Here is a 16,431-nt window from a genome sequence, read left to right as displayed (position 1 = left end):
TGGCTTTTAAATTTAAAACCCTAAAACAAGCAGGCATTCAACAATTTATCCTAATTAAATTGTTTTTTTTGATGACTGTCAAATCATTTGTTTCGTAAAGTGTTCATCAAAGTATATTTCATTCAAAAAAGCCAGAAGGCCTAGAGACAGCTATAAAAACATCCTTTGATTCTAAACATCTATACCAGAACAACAATCGAATGAGGAGAAAGGAACAAAAAAAAAGAGAACCAAATTAGTTCTCTTTTTTACTATTTATCTGAAATAGGTATTAATCATCATACCTATCATCATGATCTCTTTCTTTATATTTTTTCCCTTTATGCCATTTTCCATGATGTTTTTTTTCGTCGCATCTTCTTTCATCATACCATCTATCTTCATCATAATCTCTATTGTCTACATAAATGACGCGCTCCTGTTGATATTCAACAGTTCTTCTTTGTGGTTCGTATCCACGCTCATAATGACCCGATAGAACTATTGAAGGCAATCCAATATTTACACCCACTGAAACTTGTGCATTTATTGTGCTTGAGGCAAAAAAGGCAATTCCTAGCATTGCGAGTATTTTTATATTTTTCATATTTCAAAATTTTAATTAATAACTATTATGGCTAAAGCCAATAACTGTGCCACTAAATGATTCTAAAACTACTACAGTTAACCAAAACAAATAAAAAAAATATACAATCACATTATAATCAATAAATTACAGCAAGTTAAAGTAAAGTAAAAAAGACAACCGAAATCCATTCCTTGGACAAAAACATTATTCAAAGTAATTAAAACTAACAAATAGAATACTCCGTATAAATAAAGTCCAGCATAAAAATCTACTAATTTGATTTATAGAATAAGAGCAATACTTAATAAAAAGCTATCGTATTTTAGCTTGATTCAAAATCAAATTATAAAAATAATTACTATTTTTAGCTACGAAATTGTTTCCAAATCAAAACACAAAATAATACTTAATGATTAACCGACTCTTCCTCCTTCTTGGATTATTTTTTGCTGTAACAAATATAACGGCGCAAGAAAGCACTACCTCAAAACAAGTTTCTACTTTTACGATTGAAGTCCCACAATTACAGACAACAAAAAAAATATGGGTTTACCTTCCAAAGAATTATGAAAACACAAAGAAGAAGTATTCCGTTCTTTATATGCACGATGCGCAGAATTTATTTGATACAAAAACGGCCTATGCAGGCGAATGGAATGTTGATGAAAAATTGGACAGTATCAATGCACAGCTAATTGTTATTGGCATCGAACATGGTAATGATAAACGCATGGAAGAGTTGACACCCTTCAAAAATGAAAAATATGGCGGAGGAAATGCCGATGCTTATCTTGAGTTTATTGTCAAAACATTAAAACCACAAATTGACCAAAAGTACAGAACTAAGACAAAAAAGAAAAATACGCTAATAATGGGCAGCTCTCTAGGTGGATTAGTGTCTTTTTACGCAATTTTGAAATACCCGCAAGTGTTTGGAAAAGCGGCCATTTTCAGTCCTTCCTTTTGGTTCTCAGATAAAATATATGATGTAGCCGAAAACACAAAAAAAATTAAAAGCAAAATATATTTTCTGTGTGGCGACAATGAAAGTGAAGATATGGTGTCAGACCTGAACAAAATGGAAAATCTCTTAAATACAAAGCGCTGTTATTGTTTAAACTTGAATAAAAAGAAAATCGTAGAAGGAGGCCAACACAATGAAAAACTATGGCGTGATGGATTTACAAAGGCCATTATTTGGCTGGGATATTAACTAATTCGTTATATTTACAAACCATTGTCACTACAGATTTACATAAAATTATAAATCCACAAAACCAATTATGGAATTAATAATAAGAGCATACGACCTTGAGTTAAAACATACGTTTACTATTTCGAGAGAATCAATCGATTTCCAACCTTCTTTAATTGTAGAATTAAAAAGTGAAGGATTTTCGGGTTTCGGTGAAGCAACATCAAATCCGTATTATAATACGACTGTACCCGTAATGACGGAAGATTTAAACAAAATTCGCAGCATTATCGAAGACAGCGATGGTGAAACCCCTGAGGTTTTTTGGAATAAAATGCACTTTCACTTAAAAGAGGACATGTTTGCGTTATGCGCTTTGGACATGGCATACAATGATTTGTACGCTCGAAAAAAAGGAAAAAAATTATATGAATACTGGAACTATACAACAGAAAACAATCCATTAACCGATTATACCATCGGGATTGCTTCTATAGATAAAATGGTTTCTAAGATGAAGGAATTGCCTTGGCCTATATATAAAATTAAACTAGGAACCCACGAAGACATCGCCATCGTAACAGAGCTTAGAAAACATACTAATGCTATTTTCAGAATTGACGCTAACTGCGGATGGGGAGTTGAGGAAACAATCAGAAATGCTATAGCATTAAAAAAATTAGGTGTTGAATTCCTGGAGCAACCTATGAAAGCGGATAATTGGGAAGGACATAAGGAAGTTTTCAAACATTCTGTGCTACCAATCATAGCCGATGAAAGTTGTATCATTGAAGAAGATGTCGCTAAATGCCACAACCATTTTCATGGCGTAAATATCAAATTAGTAAAATGTGGCGGTTTAACTCCGGCCAGACGCATGATTCAAGAAGCAAAACAACTAGGTTTAAAAACAATGGTGGGATGCATGACGGAATCTTCTGTAGGTATTTCAGCCATCGCTCATTTATTACCACAATTGAATTATGTTGACATGGACGGTGCCTTACTTCTAGCAGAAGATATCGCAAATGGTGTAACCATCAAACACGGAAAAATTACCTATTCTGAATTGAACGGTACGGGAGTTGTTTTAAAATAATTACAAATGAAAATCAATCAGTTTCCAGACAGAATAATTGAGGTTGAAAAAGAAAATTATTTATACTTTGGCGGAACAGCCTATTTAGGAATGCCTGCCAACCCAGAATTTCAACAACTGATTGTGAAAAACATACTACGTTGGGGCTCCGCTTACGGAAGTTCCAGGAATTCAAACATACAACTTACAGCTTATGAAAAAGGGGAACAGTTTTTAACGGAATATATTAATGCAGATGCTACAGTTACTGTTTCATCGGGAATGCTTGCCGCAAAATTAGTAATTGAAGAACTTACGTCACATACAGATATTTTCTTTAGCTTTCCAAATAATCATACGGCTCTAAAAGTCCCTAATAGTTTACCGTTTTTTATCGAAAACGAATTAAATCCCCGCTTACTAGACGATACAAATGAAAGAATAACTATTCTAACAGATGCCGTCGCTAGTTTTCAGATAAAAGAAGTTGATTTAGCCGCTATCGATTTGATTGCTTCGAATAAGGAAATTACTTTGGTTATTGATGAATCTCACTCTTTAGGTGTTTTAGGAAATAACGGATGTGGAATTTTTTCTACGATCCATCATAAAAATATTAAACGAAAAATTATGGTCGCATCGCTAGGAAAAGCAATGGGCGTTACCGGCGGAGTCATTGCATCTGATCAATCTTTTATTGATCAAATAAGGAATAATCCTTCATTTGTTTCAAGTGCAGGAATGAGCCCTGCGCTGATTGAGGCACTGGCAGAAGCAGGCAGAATCTACAAAAGCCAACATATAAAGTTAAAAAAAAATCTTAAATACATTGATAGCGAATTGGTGAAAAATGAAGCATTGGCATTTAACTCTGAATATCCTGTGATCTATCCCGACATAGATGGAATCAATGAAATGCTTAATGCCAATAAAATCATAGTTACTAATTTTAAATATCCTACTGGCGGCAAAGATTTGAACAGAATCATATTTACAGCTAATCATACAGAAGATGATTTAAACAAAATAATTAGCATTCTAAACCAATACCAATTCTGAACCTAAAATTACGACCACTTACTTTTTAAACGTACATTTGTAAAAAATTAGAATATGATGACAAATAACGATATCTTCAAAAAACTACGCGTTGCTTTAATGTTACGTGATGACCAAATTGTTGAAATATTGGAATTAGTAGACTTTAGAATTACTAAATCAGAATTAGGTGCTTTTTTCCGTGATGAAAAACATGAAAATTATATGGAATGTGGCGACCAAGTGTTGCGCAATTTCCTGAATGCTTTAGTTATCCATTTACGTGGAACGAAGGAAAACCCTAAAAATCCAAATGACGTTTTAGCAAAACATAAAGCGCAAATACCTGCAAAGGAAGGATCTAAAGACAGACCTGAATTTAAAGCAAAACCAAGAGATGAGGAGAAATCAAGAGGTGATGAAGCTCCTTCGAAAACAAAATCTGCGACAAAAAAACCGTCTAAGAAAGATTACCCTAAAGGAAATTCAAAAACGCAGGTAGTAGAAAAAGTAAAGTACAATTTCGGAAAGAATAAAAAATAAATCGACCTTGAAAACTGCATTAATTATTGGTAGCACTGGATTAATTGGTTCCCAATTATTGGATATTCTTTTAGAAAGTCCAACCTACGATGAAGTAATTTCTTTTGTGAAAAGAGATACTGGAAAGAAACATGCCAAATTAACACAACATATTATAGATTTTGATAAACAGGATACCTATCAAAATTTAGTTGTTGGTGATGATTTTTTCTGCACCATTGGTACTACAATCAAAAAAGCAGGAAGTAAAGAAGCCTTCAGGAAAGTAGATTTCGGTTATCCGAAGCAGTTTGCCACTTTCGCTCTAAAAAATGATGTTAAGCAATTTCTGGCGATTTCATCGCTTGGTGCTGATAAAGCTTCGGGGAATTTCTATCTGAAGACTAAAGGAGAAATAGAAGACTTTTTGAAAAATTCGAGTTTTGAAAGTGTTGCAATTTTGAGACCTTCTTTACTTCTAGGAGACAGGAAGGAATTTAGACTGGGAGAAAAATTAGGTTCTGTTTTTATGAAACTATTTTCCTTTATATTTATTGGAGGACTAAAAAAATACAAACCCATAGAAAGTGACGCCGTAGCAAAAGCCCTTTTTAGAATTGCACAAAAAAATAAAAAAGGTTTTGACATCTATGAATCCGATGAAGTTCAAAAAATCGGAAACTAATAAAAACAAAAAATCCTGAGCTTTCACTCAGGATTTTTTTATATCTACTAATTTTCTAATTAAGAAAGAGCTGCTTTTACTTGGTCAGCTGCTTCTTGGAATTCAACAGCCGATAAAATTGGCATTCCTGAATTATCAATTAATTCTTTTGCAATTGCTGCGTTAGTACCTTGTAAACGAACAATGATTGGCACTTTAATAGCATCTCCCATATTTTTGTAAGCGTCAACAACTCCTTGTGCCACACGGTCACAACGAACGATTCCACCAAAAATATTAATTAAAATCGCTTTTACGTTTGGATCTTTTAAGATAATACGGAAAGCAGTTTCAACACGTTTTGCATCAGCAGTTCCACCTACGTCAAGGAAGTTTGCAGGCTCAAAACCAGCATACTTAATTAAATCCATCGTTGCCATTGCTAATCCAGCTCCGTTCACCATACATCCAACTGTACCGTCAAGATCTACATAGTTTAATCCTACTTCTTTTGCTTCTACTTCGATTGGATTTTCTTCAAGAATATCACGCATCTCAGCATATGCTTTTTGTCTGTACAAAGCGTTATCATCAATATTAACTTTAGCATCTACAGCTAAAATTTTATTGTCAGATGTTTTTAAAACTGGGTTGATTTCAAACATTGATGCATCAGATCCAATGTATGCATTATACAAAGCATCAATGAATTTCACCATTTCTTTAAAAGCATTTCCAGAAAGGCCTAAGTTAAAAGCAATTCTTCTTGCTTGAAAACCTTGAAGTCCTACAGAAGGATCAACCTCTTCAGTAAAAATTAAATGCGGAGTATGTTCTGCTACTTCTTCGATATCCATTCCACCTTCAGTAGAATACATGATCATATTGCGACCTGTCGCTCTATTCAATAAAACAGATACGTAAAATTCTGAAGTTTCACTTTCACCAGGATAATAAACATCTTCAGCAACTAAAACCTTGTGTACTTTTTTACCTTCTGCAGAAGTTTGAGGCGTAACCAATTGCATTCCAATAATTTGACCTGCAATTTCTTCTACTTGTTGTAAATTTTTGGCAAGTTTTACTCCTCCACCTTTTCCACGTCCACCTGCATGAACTTGCGCCTTAATTACAAACCAACTTGTCCCTGTTTCAGTAGTTAATTGTTTTGCAGCAGCAACAGCTTCAACTGCATTATTAGCAACGATACCGCGCTGAATGCGAACTCCGTAACTAGCTAAAATCTCTTTTCCTTGATATTCGTGTATGTTCATAATATAGAATTTGTCTGGATCCTGAATTTATTTCAGAATATAAGTGGCACAAAAATAGCAAAATTCATGGTAACAGAAAAATCTTTTCCCTATTTAAATTTCTTATAGTACAAGTTAAACAATAAATTCAAAATTACAAGGAAAAGTAAGTTATGAGAAAAGTAAAAGTCGAGTAAAATATTGGAGTAAAAGCTACTATATCGTTTGAAATTTGATGCGAAAATTTAGTGGTATCTACGATATATTACAATATATCTTCATTACAAATAAGTCAGGCTGTCGATTTTGTAATTCACGTCCACCTAAATATAATTATTATCATTTATTAAACGTTATTCTAATTTTACTGTAAAAATATTTCGTTTTAGCTCTGTTTCATACATTATATTTAATGAAATCGCTATTTTTGTATAAAAAAATTATAAAGCATGAAAATTAAAGAACAAGGCCTTTATTTGCCTGAATTTGAACATGACAACTGTGGCGCAGGATTTATTTGTAATTTAAATGGAATTAAATCTAATGACATTATTCATAAAGCACTCGATATCTTAATAAAATTAGAGCATCGTGGTGCAGTGAGTGCAGATGGACGAACCGGAGATGGAGCAGGAATTCTTTTTGATATTCCTCATGATTTTTTTAAAAAAGTATGTGACTTCACTATTCCAGAAACGAGAGAGTATGCAGTGGGAATGGTTTTTTTACCAAAAAAGAAAAACCAAGTTGAATTTTGCAAAACTACCTTTGAAACTGCTATTCGCAATCAAAATTTGAATATAATCGGATGGAGAGATGTTCCTGTAGATGTATCCAACCTTGGACAAATAGCCGCCGAAAAAGAACCAACAGTAAAACAAGTATTTATTGGAAAGAATGGATTGGAATTAACCGAACAACAATTCAATGCCAAATTATTTGCAGCCAGAAAAATAGCAGAACACGCTATCCTGAATTCAAAGATTTCAGAAAGCCACATGTTTTATTTCTCTAGTCTGTCTACTACGACTATTATATATAAAGGTCTATTGATGCCAGAAGATATCAGCAGATACTATACTGATTTAAAGGACGATGATTTAGTAACTCGACTAGCTTTAGTTCATCAACGCTTTTCTACCAATACATTTCCGTCTTGGGAATTAGCACAACCGTTTAGGTACATGTGCCATAATGGAGAGATCAATACCCTTCGTGGAAATGTAAGCAGAATGCGTGCCCGTGAAGAATTGATGCAAAGTGATGTTTTTGGCGAAGACATCAAAAAACTATTCCCTATAATATTAGACGGAAAATCAGATTCTGCTTCTATGGATATGGTTGTCGAACTATTATTAATGACAGGACGTTCCTTACCGGAAGTTATGATGATGGTCGTTCCTGAAGCATGGGAAAAACACCAAACCATGTCAGATGATAAAAAAGCATTTTATGAGTACAATGCTTGTATTATGGAGCCTTGGGATGGCCCTGCATCTATCCCATTTACAGATGGGAATGTGATTGGTGCACTTCTTGACAGAAACGGTTTACGTCCCTCTCGTTACACACTCACCAAAGATGGCTTTGTAATTATGGCATCTGAAATAGGTGTTCTGGATATAAAACCAGAAGATGTAGTGCAGCATGGTAGATTAGAGCCCGGAAAAATGTTCTTAGTTGATATGAACGAAGGTCGAATTATTGAAGATGATGAGATTAAGAATGCAATTGTAACCAAACGTCCTTATAGAAAATGGTTAGATGACAATTTATTAAATTTATCACAAGTACCATATACCAATAATAGCACTCCTACTGAAAATATAGATTATGAAACGAGATTGCGTTTGTTTGGATATACTATTGAGGATTTAAAGACAATAATTATCCCAATGGGAGCTAAAGGTGCTGAAGTTATTAGTTCGATGGGTAACGACACTCCATTAGCGGTATTATCAGATAAACCACAACTGCTATATAATTATTTCAAACAATTATTTGCTCAGGTTACCAATCCACCACTGGATGGAATTCGTGAAGAAATTATTACAGATGTCAGTTTGGCGATTGGTGGAGATTATAACATTTTTGACATTGTTCCAAAACATTGTAAGAAGTTAAAAATTCAGAATCCGGTAATTTCAAAAGAGGATCTGGATAAAATAAGAAACATTGACCATACTGATTTTAAATCACAAACCATCTCTACCTTATATGAAATAGAAAAAGGAGCAAATGGACTGGAGCGTGCATTAGAAAAATGTGTTCAAGCAACCTTTAAGGCAGTACAAGAAGGACACAATATTATTATCCTTTCTGATAGAGGCGTTAGTGAAAAAATGGCCCCGATACCAATGCTACTAGCTTGTTCTTATATCCATCATTCGATGAATATTCTAAAGGTTCGTTCTAAATTCGGAATAATTATTGAATCTGCCGAACCGCGTGAACCACATCATTTTGCCTTATTATTTGGTTATGGCGCAAGTGCTATTAACCCATATTTGGTAAATGAAATCATTCGTGACCAAGTAGATAAAGGTTTCATTACAGGAATAACACCTGATTATGCTATTGCAAATTACAATAAAGCTATAGCAAAAGGAATCCTGAAAATCATGAATAAAATTGGGATCTCTACTTTACATTCGTATAGAGCTGCTCAAATTTTTGAAATTTTAGGTTTAAACAAAACTTTTACTTCAAAATATTTCCCATATACCCCTTCTCGAATTGAAGGAATTGGTTTAATGGAAATTGAAAAAGAAGTTAAAAAAAGATACCAGAAAGCATTTCCAAATTCGACTGTTGCCAGCTTATTATCTCTAGAAATTGGAGGTATTTATAGATGGAGAAGAACCGGAGAGAAACACATGTTTAACCCTACTACTATTGCTAAATTACAACAGGCAGTACGTTTGAACAGTCCAGAAAGTTATAAAGAATATTCCACTATGGTCAACGACCAAAGTAAAAACCTAATGACAATTAGAGGGTTATTTGAATTCAACAACTTGGATCCTATTTCAATTGACGAAGTAGAGCCTTGGACAGAAATTGTAAAAAAATTCAAAACTGGAGCCATGTCTTATGGATCTATCAGTCAGGAAGCCCATGAAAACTTGGCAATAGCCATGAATAGAATCGGAGGAAAAAGTAATTCTGGAGAAGGTGGAGAAGATCCAAAACGTTTCCAAAAAGAATTAAATGGAGATTCAAAAAATAGTGCGATTAAGCAAGTTGCCTCTGGACGTTTTGGTGTATCTATCAATTATTTGACAAGTGCCAAAGAAATCCAAATTAAAATGGCACAAGGTGCTAAACCAGGAGAAGGTGGACAATTACCTGGTGAAAAAGTAGTGCCGTGGATTGCAAAGGTTAGAAATTCAACTCCATATGTTGGATTAATTTCTCCTCCACCGCATCACGATATTTACTCTATTGAGGATTTATCACAATTGATATTTGATTTAAAAAATGCCAATCGTGAAGCCCGTGTAAATGTTAAGTTAGTTTCTGAAGTAGGGGTTGGAACAATCGCTGCCGGTGTTGCAAAAGCAAAAGCAGATGTGATTTTGATTTCAGGTTACGACGGAGGAACTGGTGCTGCACCTTTAACCTCATTACAACATACTGGTATTCCTTGGGAACTTGGACTTGCCGAAGCACAGCAAACTTTAATTCTAAATGACTTAAGAAGTCGTGTAGTATTAGAATGTGATGGACAATTAAAAACAGGACGTGATGTTGCAATAGCAGCTTTATTAGGAGCAGAAGAATTTGGTTTTGCCACTGCACCTCTAGTCGCTTCAGGTTGTATCATGATGAGAGCTTGTCATTTAAATACCTGTCCAGTTGGTATCGCTACTCAAGATCCTGAGTTAAGAAAAAATTTCAAAGGAACTCCAGAGCACATCATTAACTTCATGTATTTTATTGCTGAAGAGTTGAGAGAAATCATGGCTCAGTTAGGCTTTAGAACCTTGAAAGAAATGGTAGGACAATCACAAAAACTGAATGTCAACAAAGCCATTAAGCATTATAAAGCAAGTGGTTTAGATTTGTCTACAATTTTGTATAAACCTGAAAAAGCAAAAACAGTACCGAATTACAATACAACAACTCAAGACCACGCATTAGAGAATGTGCTTGATTTCGCAATCATAAAAGAAGCAATTCCTTCTATCTATAGAAAAGAAAAAACAAGAGTAAACTTTAAAATTAAAAATACAGATCGTTCTGTAGGTGCCATTTTAAGTAATGAAATCTCAAAAATATACGGTGCCCAAGGATTACCGGAAGATACTATCCTTGTTGACTTTGAGGGTTCTGCCGGACAAAGTTTTGGTGCTTTTGCTACTAATGGATTGTCATTTAAAATTCGTGGGAATTGTAATGACTACGTGGGAAAAGGACTTTCAGGAGCAAAATTAATCATCAAAGTCCCTCCTACCGCAACGTTTAAACCAGAAGAAAACATAATTATCGGTAACGTAGCATTGTATGGTGCCATTACTGGTGAAGCATATATTAACGGTATGGCTGGAGAACGTTTTGGGGTAAGAAATTCTGGAGCAACAGCAGTTGTAGAAGGAATCGGAGATCACGGATGTGAATACATGACTGGAGGTATTGTAGTGGTATTAGGTAAAACAGGAAGAAATTTTGCTGCTGGTATGAGTGGTGGTGTTGCTTATGTTTTTGATGAGAAAAAACAATTCGAAAATGGATTGTGCAATATGGAAATGGTCGCCTTAGAAACATTGGAACAAGATGACTTGGAAAAACTGAGACGTTTAATCAAGAATCACTCGATGTACACTAATAGTCCATTGGCAACAAGAATATTGGAAGATTGGGAAAACCAACAAAAACATTTCATCAAGGTAATGCCTAAAGATTATAAAATAGCATTACAACGATTAGCAGAAGAAAAGAAAATTGAAGAACTAATAGCATAGTCATGGGAAAGATAGGTGGATTTAAAGAATACGATAGAACTAACGAAAGTAATGTAGCAGTAAAGGAACGTGTCTCAAATTACAGTGAGTTTACAATTCCTTTAGCAAAAGATAAAATTAAAGAACAAGGATCGAGATGTATGGACTGTGGAATTCCATTTTGTCATAGTGCATGTCCATTAGGAAATTTGATTCCTGACTTTAATGATATGGTACATCAAGAAGAATGGCAAAGTGCCTTGGAAATTTTACAATCAACAAATAACTTTCCTGAATTTACAGGTCGCTTATGCCCTGCCCCATGTGAAAAATCATGTGTGTTAGGTATTATCGAAGAGCCTGTAGCAATCGAAAATATAGAAAAAAACATTATAGAAAGAGGATTTGCTGAAGGCTGGATCAAACCACAAACTCCGCTAGAGCGAACAGGTAAAACAGTAGCCGTAATAGGTTCTGGACCTGCCGGATTAGCAGCTGCTCAACAATTAAACAGAGCGGGACACACCGTAACTGTTTTCGAAAGAGACAATGCTATTGGAGGACTCTTGAGATATGGAATTCCAAACTTTAAATTAGAAAAAGGAATTATTGACCGACGCGTACTAATATTAGAAGCGGAAGGAATTGTTTTTAAAACCAATGTAAATGTTGGGGCAAACTATAGTGTAGAACAATTGAATGCTTTTGACTCTATCGTATTGTGCGGAGGAGCTACAACTAGTAGAAGCCTACCGACGAAGGGGATTGAAAGCAACGGAGTGGTTCAAGCGATGACTTTCTTGACTCAACAAACAAAGTCGTTATACGGAGAAGAAATCCCTAACCAAATACTGGCTACTGGTAAAGACGTTATTGTTATTGGTGGTGGAGATACGGGTTCTGACTGTGTAGGAACTTCTAACAGACAGGGAGCTAAATCGGTTACCAATTTTGAAATTATGCCTAAACCACCAGTTGGAAGAAGCGAAACAACACCTTGGCCTTTCTGGCCTTTGCAATTAAAAACATCTTCGTCACATGAAGAAGGATGTGATAGAAATTGGCTAATCAACACCAAAGAATTTATTTCTAATGAAAAAGGGCAATTGATAGGTTTGAAAACCGTAGAAGTAGCCTGGAAAATGACACCGGGACAACGACCTGAATTAATCGAAAAAGAAGGTTCTGAGAAAATATGGCCTTGTGATTTAGCACTTTTGGCTCTTGGTTTTACAGGCCCTGAAAAAACATTAAGTGATCAATTGGGTTTAGAAACAGATATGAGAAGCAATTATAAAGCGACTAATTATCAAACAAATGTACCACACATTTTTACTGCTGGAGATATGAGAAGAGGACAATCATTGATTGTATGGGCAATCTCCGAAGGTCGTGAAGCGGCAAGAGAAGTTGATAATTATTTAATGGGATATACAAATTTACCAACGAAGGGCAATGGAGACTTACCTGGTTTATAAATCATAATAATACTGAAAAATGGCTGTCAGAATAGTTTTTCCGACAGCCATTTTCTTTTGGGGGTGACCACGCCTCCACTCTCGTTCCAGCTTGGTCGGGCTATCCGCTACAAGTCCTCGTCACTTTCGCAAAAGCTCTAGTGTCTGTGGGCTATTCGCTCTTATCCCTCACCCAATAAAAACAACCTTAGAACAAAACATCTTTTTTGTTCAATTTATAACTTTTTGTTATAAATTGTTAGGAATTAAAAAATCCCTTGTGAAATCAATAAAGAATAATAAATTTGCTAAAAAATAATCACGATGCAATCAAAAGACCTACTTCAATTAGCCGAACAGTTTGGAAGTCCAATATATGTTTACGATGCCGAAAAAATAAAATCTCAATACAATAGATTAACCAAGGCATTTTCTAAGGTCGAAAATTTGCGTATCAATTACGCTATGAAAGCACTGTCTAATGTTGCCATACTTCAACTTTTAAAAGAAATGGGATCTGGTCTAGATACTGTATCTATACAAGAAGTTCAACTAGGTCTTCATGCCGGTTATGATCCAGAAAAAATATTTTATACGCCAAACGGAGTCTCTCTTGAAGAAATTGAAGAAGTACATGCGATGGGAGTACAAATCAATATTGATAATTTATCAATACTAGAGCAATTTGGAGCCAAACACCCTAATGTACCAGTTTGTATTAGAATCAATCCTCATGTAATGGCAGGTGGAAACACTAACATTTCTGTTGGACACATTGATAGTAAATTTGGAATCTCAATCCATCAATTGCCTCATTTAGTTCGAATTGTTGAAAATACAAAAATGAACATCGTAGGTATTCACATGCATACAGGTTCAGATATCTTAGATATTGAAGTGTTTTTATATGCTGCCGAAATTCTATTTGATGCTGCAAAAAACTTTAAAAATCTTGAATTCCTAGATTTTGGAAGCGGATTTAAAGTTCCGTACAAAAAAGATGATATCGAAACGGATATCGAAGAGTTAGGTAAAAAACTATCCAAAAGATTCAATGCCTTCTGCGTTGAATACGGTAAAGAGTTAACCTTAATCTTCGAACCAGGTAAATTCTTAGTGAGTGAAGCAGGATCATTCTTAGTAAAAGTTAATGTAATCAAACAAACTACCTCTACTGTTTTTGCAGGAGTTGATAGTGGTTTCAACCATTTAATTCGTCCAATGTTATATGGTTCACAACATCATATTGATAATATCTCAAATCCTAAAGGAAAAGAGCGCTTCTACTCTGTCGTAGGATACATTTGCGAAACAGATACTTTTGCAAATAACAGAAGGATTTCAGAAATTAAAGAAGGAGATATACTAAGTTTTAGAAATGCTGGTGCCTATTGCTATTCAATGGCTTCTAATTACAATTCAAGATATCGACCAGCTGAAGTGTTGTGGATGAATGGAAAAGGTCATTTAATACGTGCCCATGAGACGTTTGAAGACTTACTAAAAAATCAGATTCCATTACCAATAGAAGGAACAAAAGCATAACAAAAAAGTCCCATCTCAATAGAAAAGAGATGGGACTTTTTTTAGTATAAAAGCTATTTTACTTATTATCTAAAACTTCTTCTAGAACATTTGCTTCAGTACCATTAGGAAATGAAACTTTTATCTTCTGAGCGATTGTAGGAGCTATTTGTGTAATCACTTTTTTATTAAAAGACTCTCCTTTTTTAATATGCCAACCGTAAAAAATAGCGGGCACGTGTGTGTCATAAGAATAAGTTGTTCCGTGTGACGTCCCAGTACCTTGATATTCTATATATCCTGGCTTATCTAAAATCACCAAATCTCCATTTTGAGTTACATCATACCCTTTAGCAATGAAGTTTAAAAAATAATCATTACCCGTTGAACTTAAAACTTCTTCTTCAGTATACACCCTCTTTACGTAATCTTGAGTCATTAAGTAATTCTTAAATGCACCTTTAACTTTAACCAAGTCCAATTCTTTACTTTTAATTATTTCTCTATTAAAAAATAAATTAAAATTTGAATAATTCAAAACTAAATCAGCACCAAAAGTTTTCATAGAAAAGTCCTTTAGGTTATTTCTGATATCTTTTGGACTAACACTATTTACATTGTATTTATGATCTTTTAAATAATTTACGTTTTCTGCACCAGCATGATCCGCAGTCATAAACAATAAATAATTATCCTTCCCTACTGTCTTGTCTAAGTAATTTAAAAAATCAGCAATAGTTTGGTCTAAACGTAAGTATGTATCTTGCAATTCCATCGATCTTGGCCCTAATAAATGTCCAACATAATCAGTAGAAGAAAAACTAACAGTTAAGAAATCAGTAATATTATCTTTCCCTAACTCCTCTTTCTCTATCGCTTTCATAGCAAATTCTGCTAATAGATCATTCCCAAATGGAGTTGAACGTATTACCCCAGCATCATTCTTGGCATACATATCTTTTAAATCATATGGGAAAACCGGAGCTGCACTATTATATAATTTACCTTCATAAGGATTATTATCTTCTAAGCTTTCATTGTAAGTTGCTTTAGATTTTAATAAATCCCATCCTTTATTTATGTAAGGCATATAATGTTTCTCATCATTAAATTTTTGAACCCAGTCCGGTAATTTTTCACCATAAAAAGAACTAGAAATAAACGATCCCGTTTTGCTATACCAAAAAGCCCAGTTTGCAAAATGACCTGCTGGTAAAATTGCGCCACGGTCCTTAAGACTCAGACCAACTACTTTCCCTTGAAAATTAGTACCCATTCTTAATTCATCAGTAATAGTAGTGGTTAATAAATTTTTAGGGGACATTTGACCCTCCTCTTTAGTTCCATCACCCACGGTGCTTACACTAGCATCATCAGTACAGTACATTTCTTTACCTAACTTTCTACTAAACCAATCATTACTTACAATTCCGTGAATTGCTGGCGTAGTTCCTGTATAAATAGACGCATGTCCTGGAGCAGTATACGTTGGCATATAATTAAAATGCATATTTTGAAACGTATAACCGTTATCCATTAAACGTTTGAATCCATTAGCAGAGAAATCGTCTGAAAAACGATATAAATACTCCATCTTCATTTGATCCACTACAATACCAACTACTAATTTTGGTCTTTCTTGTGCTTGTAAATTTGACATAATAAGTACTGTCAAAAACAAAATGATTTTTTTCATCTTAAAATATATTTTTAAAGCAAAAATACACATTAAAGAACGAACTCATTTAAATCTATCGACGGAAAGTTAAAACACCAAACTGATTTAACATTTAATTAAAGCTAAGCTACATTTTACAACAAGAATAAAGAACTTCACTAAACGAAAAAGCGATCTCAATTTAGAACTGTGAGGAACATAGACTTTTTCCTTTTTAGGTTAACTAATATTTACGTCTAATTTTTGCTACTCCACAGGTTTTCATTATGATCCTAGATTTCTTTCTATTCAGATTGTCTAATATTTTCGGCTAATTCCCAACTTTTGCAACTGATCCAATATTTTTGCTACTCCACAGGTTTTCGTTGTAATCCGTAATGAGCTTAAAAACAAAAAACCCCGTTCTAACGAACGGGGTTTTTAAAGAAAGGCGACGAACCGAGCCCGAAGGGCGAACAGCGTTGTACCAAATAAACAAAAAAAGCCTGTCTTTTCAGACAGGCTTTTCAAA

At 34.4% G+C, this 16,431-nt stretch carries 11 protein-coding genes; 8 read left to right on the top strand and 3 right to left on the bottom strand.

Features of this window, described 5'->3' with window-relative positions; all coding sequences use genetic code 11:
- Nucleotides 1–271: 271 nt before the first annotated feature.
- Nucleotides 272–562, bottom strand: coding sequence for a hypothetical protein (locus AC4PRO_RS08250; RefSeq protein WP_492117001.1), 291 nt, complete (start codon nucleotides 560–562; stop codon nucleotides 272–274).
- A gap of 415 nt (nucleotides 563–977) precedes the next feature.
- On the opposite strand from AC4PRO_RS08250, the gene AC4PRO_RS08245 reads away from it, so the two are divergent.
- From AC4PRO_RS08245 to AC4PRO_RS08225, 5 genes are all read left to right on the top strand, one after another.
- The gene (locus AC4PRO_RS08245) at nucleotides 978–1,781 is read left to right on the top strand and encodes an alpha/beta hydrolase (RefSeq protein WP_492117000.1); all 804 of its coding nucleotides are present in this window, start codon (nucleotides 978–980) and stop codon (nucleotides 1,779–1,781) included.
- A gap of 70 nt (nucleotides 1,782–1,851) precedes the next feature.
- Nucleotides 1,852–2,862, top strand: a complete 1,011-nt coding sequence (locus AC4PRO_RS08240) for a dipeptide epimerase (protein WP_492116999.1) — start codon at nucleotides 1,852–1,854, stop codon at nucleotides 2,860–2,862.
- A gap of 6 nt (nucleotides 2,863–2,868) precedes the next feature.
- The gene (locus AC4PRO_RS08235; RefSeq protein WP_492116998.1) at nucleotides 2,869–3,900 is read left to right on the top strand and encodes an aminotransferase class I/II-fold pyridoxal phosphate-dependent enzyme; all 1,032 of its coding nucleotides are present in this window, start codon (nucleotides 2,869–2,871) and stop codon (nucleotides 3,898–3,900) included.
- A 57-nt stretch (nucleotides 3,901–3,957) separates the two neighbouring features.
- Nucleotides 3,958–4,422, top strand: coding sequence for a DUF1456 family protein (locus tag AC4PRO_RS08230; RefSeq protein WP_339919842.1), 465 nt, complete (start codon nucleotides 3,958–3,960; stop codon nucleotides 4,420–4,422).
- Nucleotides 4,423–4,429: 7 nt separating this feature from the next.
- Complete coding sequence (locus tag AC4PRO_RS08225) at nucleotides 4,430–5,086, top strand: NAD(P)H-binding protein (RefSeq protein WP_492116997.1); 657 nt, start codon at nucleotides 4,430–4,432, stop codon at nucleotides 5,084–5,086.
- A gap of 59 nt (nucleotides 5,087–5,145) precedes the next feature.
- Here AC4PRO_RS08225 and sucC read toward each other — a convergent pair whose 3' ends face one another.
- The gene (gene sucC / locus AC4PRO_RS08220) at nucleotides 5,146–6,339 is read right to left on the bottom strand and encodes an ADP-forming succinate--CoA ligase subunit beta (RefSeq protein ID WP_074723963.1); all 1,194 of its coding nucleotides are present in this window, start codon (nucleotides 6,337–6,339) and stop codon (nucleotides 5,146–5,148) included.
- Nucleotides 6,340–6,767: 428 nt separating this feature from the next.
- Between sucC and gltB the strand changes: the two genes are divergently transcribed.
- The 3 genes from gltB (at nucleotide 6,768) to lysA (ending at nucleotide 14,263) form a co-directional block, all read left to right on the top strand.
- Nucleotides 6,768–11,282, top strand: coding sequence for a glutamate synthase large subunit (gltB, locus tag AC4PRO_RS08215; protein WP_492116996.1), 4,515 nt, complete (start codon nucleotides 6,768–6,770; stop codon nucleotides 11,280–11,282).
- 2 nt (nucleotides 11,283–11,284) lie between these two features.
- Nucleotides 11,285–12,739: a glutamate synthase subunit beta gene (locus AC4PRO_RS08210; protein WP_492116995.1), complete on the top strand. Its 1,455-nt coding sequence runs from the start codon at nucleotides 11,285–11,287 to the stop codon at nucleotides 12,737–12,739.
- Nucleotides 12,740–13,042: 303 nt separating this feature from the next.
- Complete coding sequence (gene lysA, locus AC4PRO_RS08205; RefSeq protein WP_074723966.1) at nucleotides 13,043–14,263, top strand: diaminopimelate decarboxylase; 1,221 nt, start codon at nucleotides 13,043–13,045, stop codon at nucleotides 14,261–14,263.
- 58 nt (nucleotides 14,264–14,321) lie between these two features.
- Here lysA and pafA read toward each other — a convergent pair whose 3' ends face one another.
- The gene (gene pafA / locus AC4PRO_RS08200) at nucleotides 14,322–15,938 is read right to left on the bottom strand and encodes an alkaline phosphatase PafA (RefSeq protein WP_492116994.1); all 1,617 of its coding nucleotides are present in this window, start codon (nucleotides 15,936–15,938) and stop codon (nucleotides 14,322–14,324) included.
- Nucleotides 15,939–16,431: the final 493 nt, after the last annotated feature.

This window comes from Flavobacterium sp. DW-iso2 (assembly GCF_058725285.1).
Note: the sequence above shows the minus strand (reverse complement) of the source record. Positions and strands in the feature narration are given on the sequence as shown.

What these genes read in the sequence shown, in the direction of transcription:
- AC4PRO_RS08250 (WP_492117001.1), bottom strand. Translation starts at nt 562, where the DNA reads ATGCTAGGAATTGCCTTTTTTGCCTCAAGCACAATAAATGCACAAGTT.
- AC4PRO_RS08245 (WP_492117000.1), top strand. Translation starts at nt 978, where the DNA reads ATGATTAACCGACTCTTCCTCCTTCTTGGATTATTTTTTGCTGTAACA.
- AC4PRO_RS08240 (WP_492116999.1), top strand. Translation starts at nt 1,852, where the DNA reads ATGGAATTAATAATAAGAGCATACGACCTTGAGTTAAAACATACGTTT.
- AC4PRO_RS08235 (WP_492116998.1), top strand. Translation starts at nt 2,869, where the DNA reads ATGAAAATCAATCAGTTTCCAGACAGAATAATTGAGGTTGAAAAAGAA.
- AC4PRO_RS08230 (WP_339919842.1), top strand. Translation starts at nt 3,958, where the DNA reads ATGACAAATAACGATATCTTCAAAAAACTACGCGTTGCTTTAATGTTA.
- sucC (WP_074723963.1), bottom strand. Translation starts at nt 6,339, where the DNA reads ATGAACATACACGAATATCAAGGAAAAGAGATTTTAGCTAGTTACGGA.
- gltB (WP_492116996.1), top strand. Translation starts at nt 6,768, where the DNA reads ATGAAAATTAAAGAACAAGGCCTTTATTTGCCTGAATTTGAACATGAC.
- AC4PRO_RS08210 (WP_492116995.1), top strand. Translation starts at nt 11,285, where the DNA reads ATGGGAAAGATAGGTGGATTTAAAGAATACGATAGAACTAACGAAAGT.
- lysA (WP_074723966.1), top strand. Translation starts at nt 13,043, where the DNA reads ATGCAATCAAAAGACCTACTTCAATTAGCCGAACAGTTTGGAAGTCCA.
- pafA (WP_492116994.1), bottom strand. Translation starts at nt 15,938, where the DNA reads ATGAAAAAAATCATTTTGTTTTTGACAGTACTTATTATGTCAAATTTA.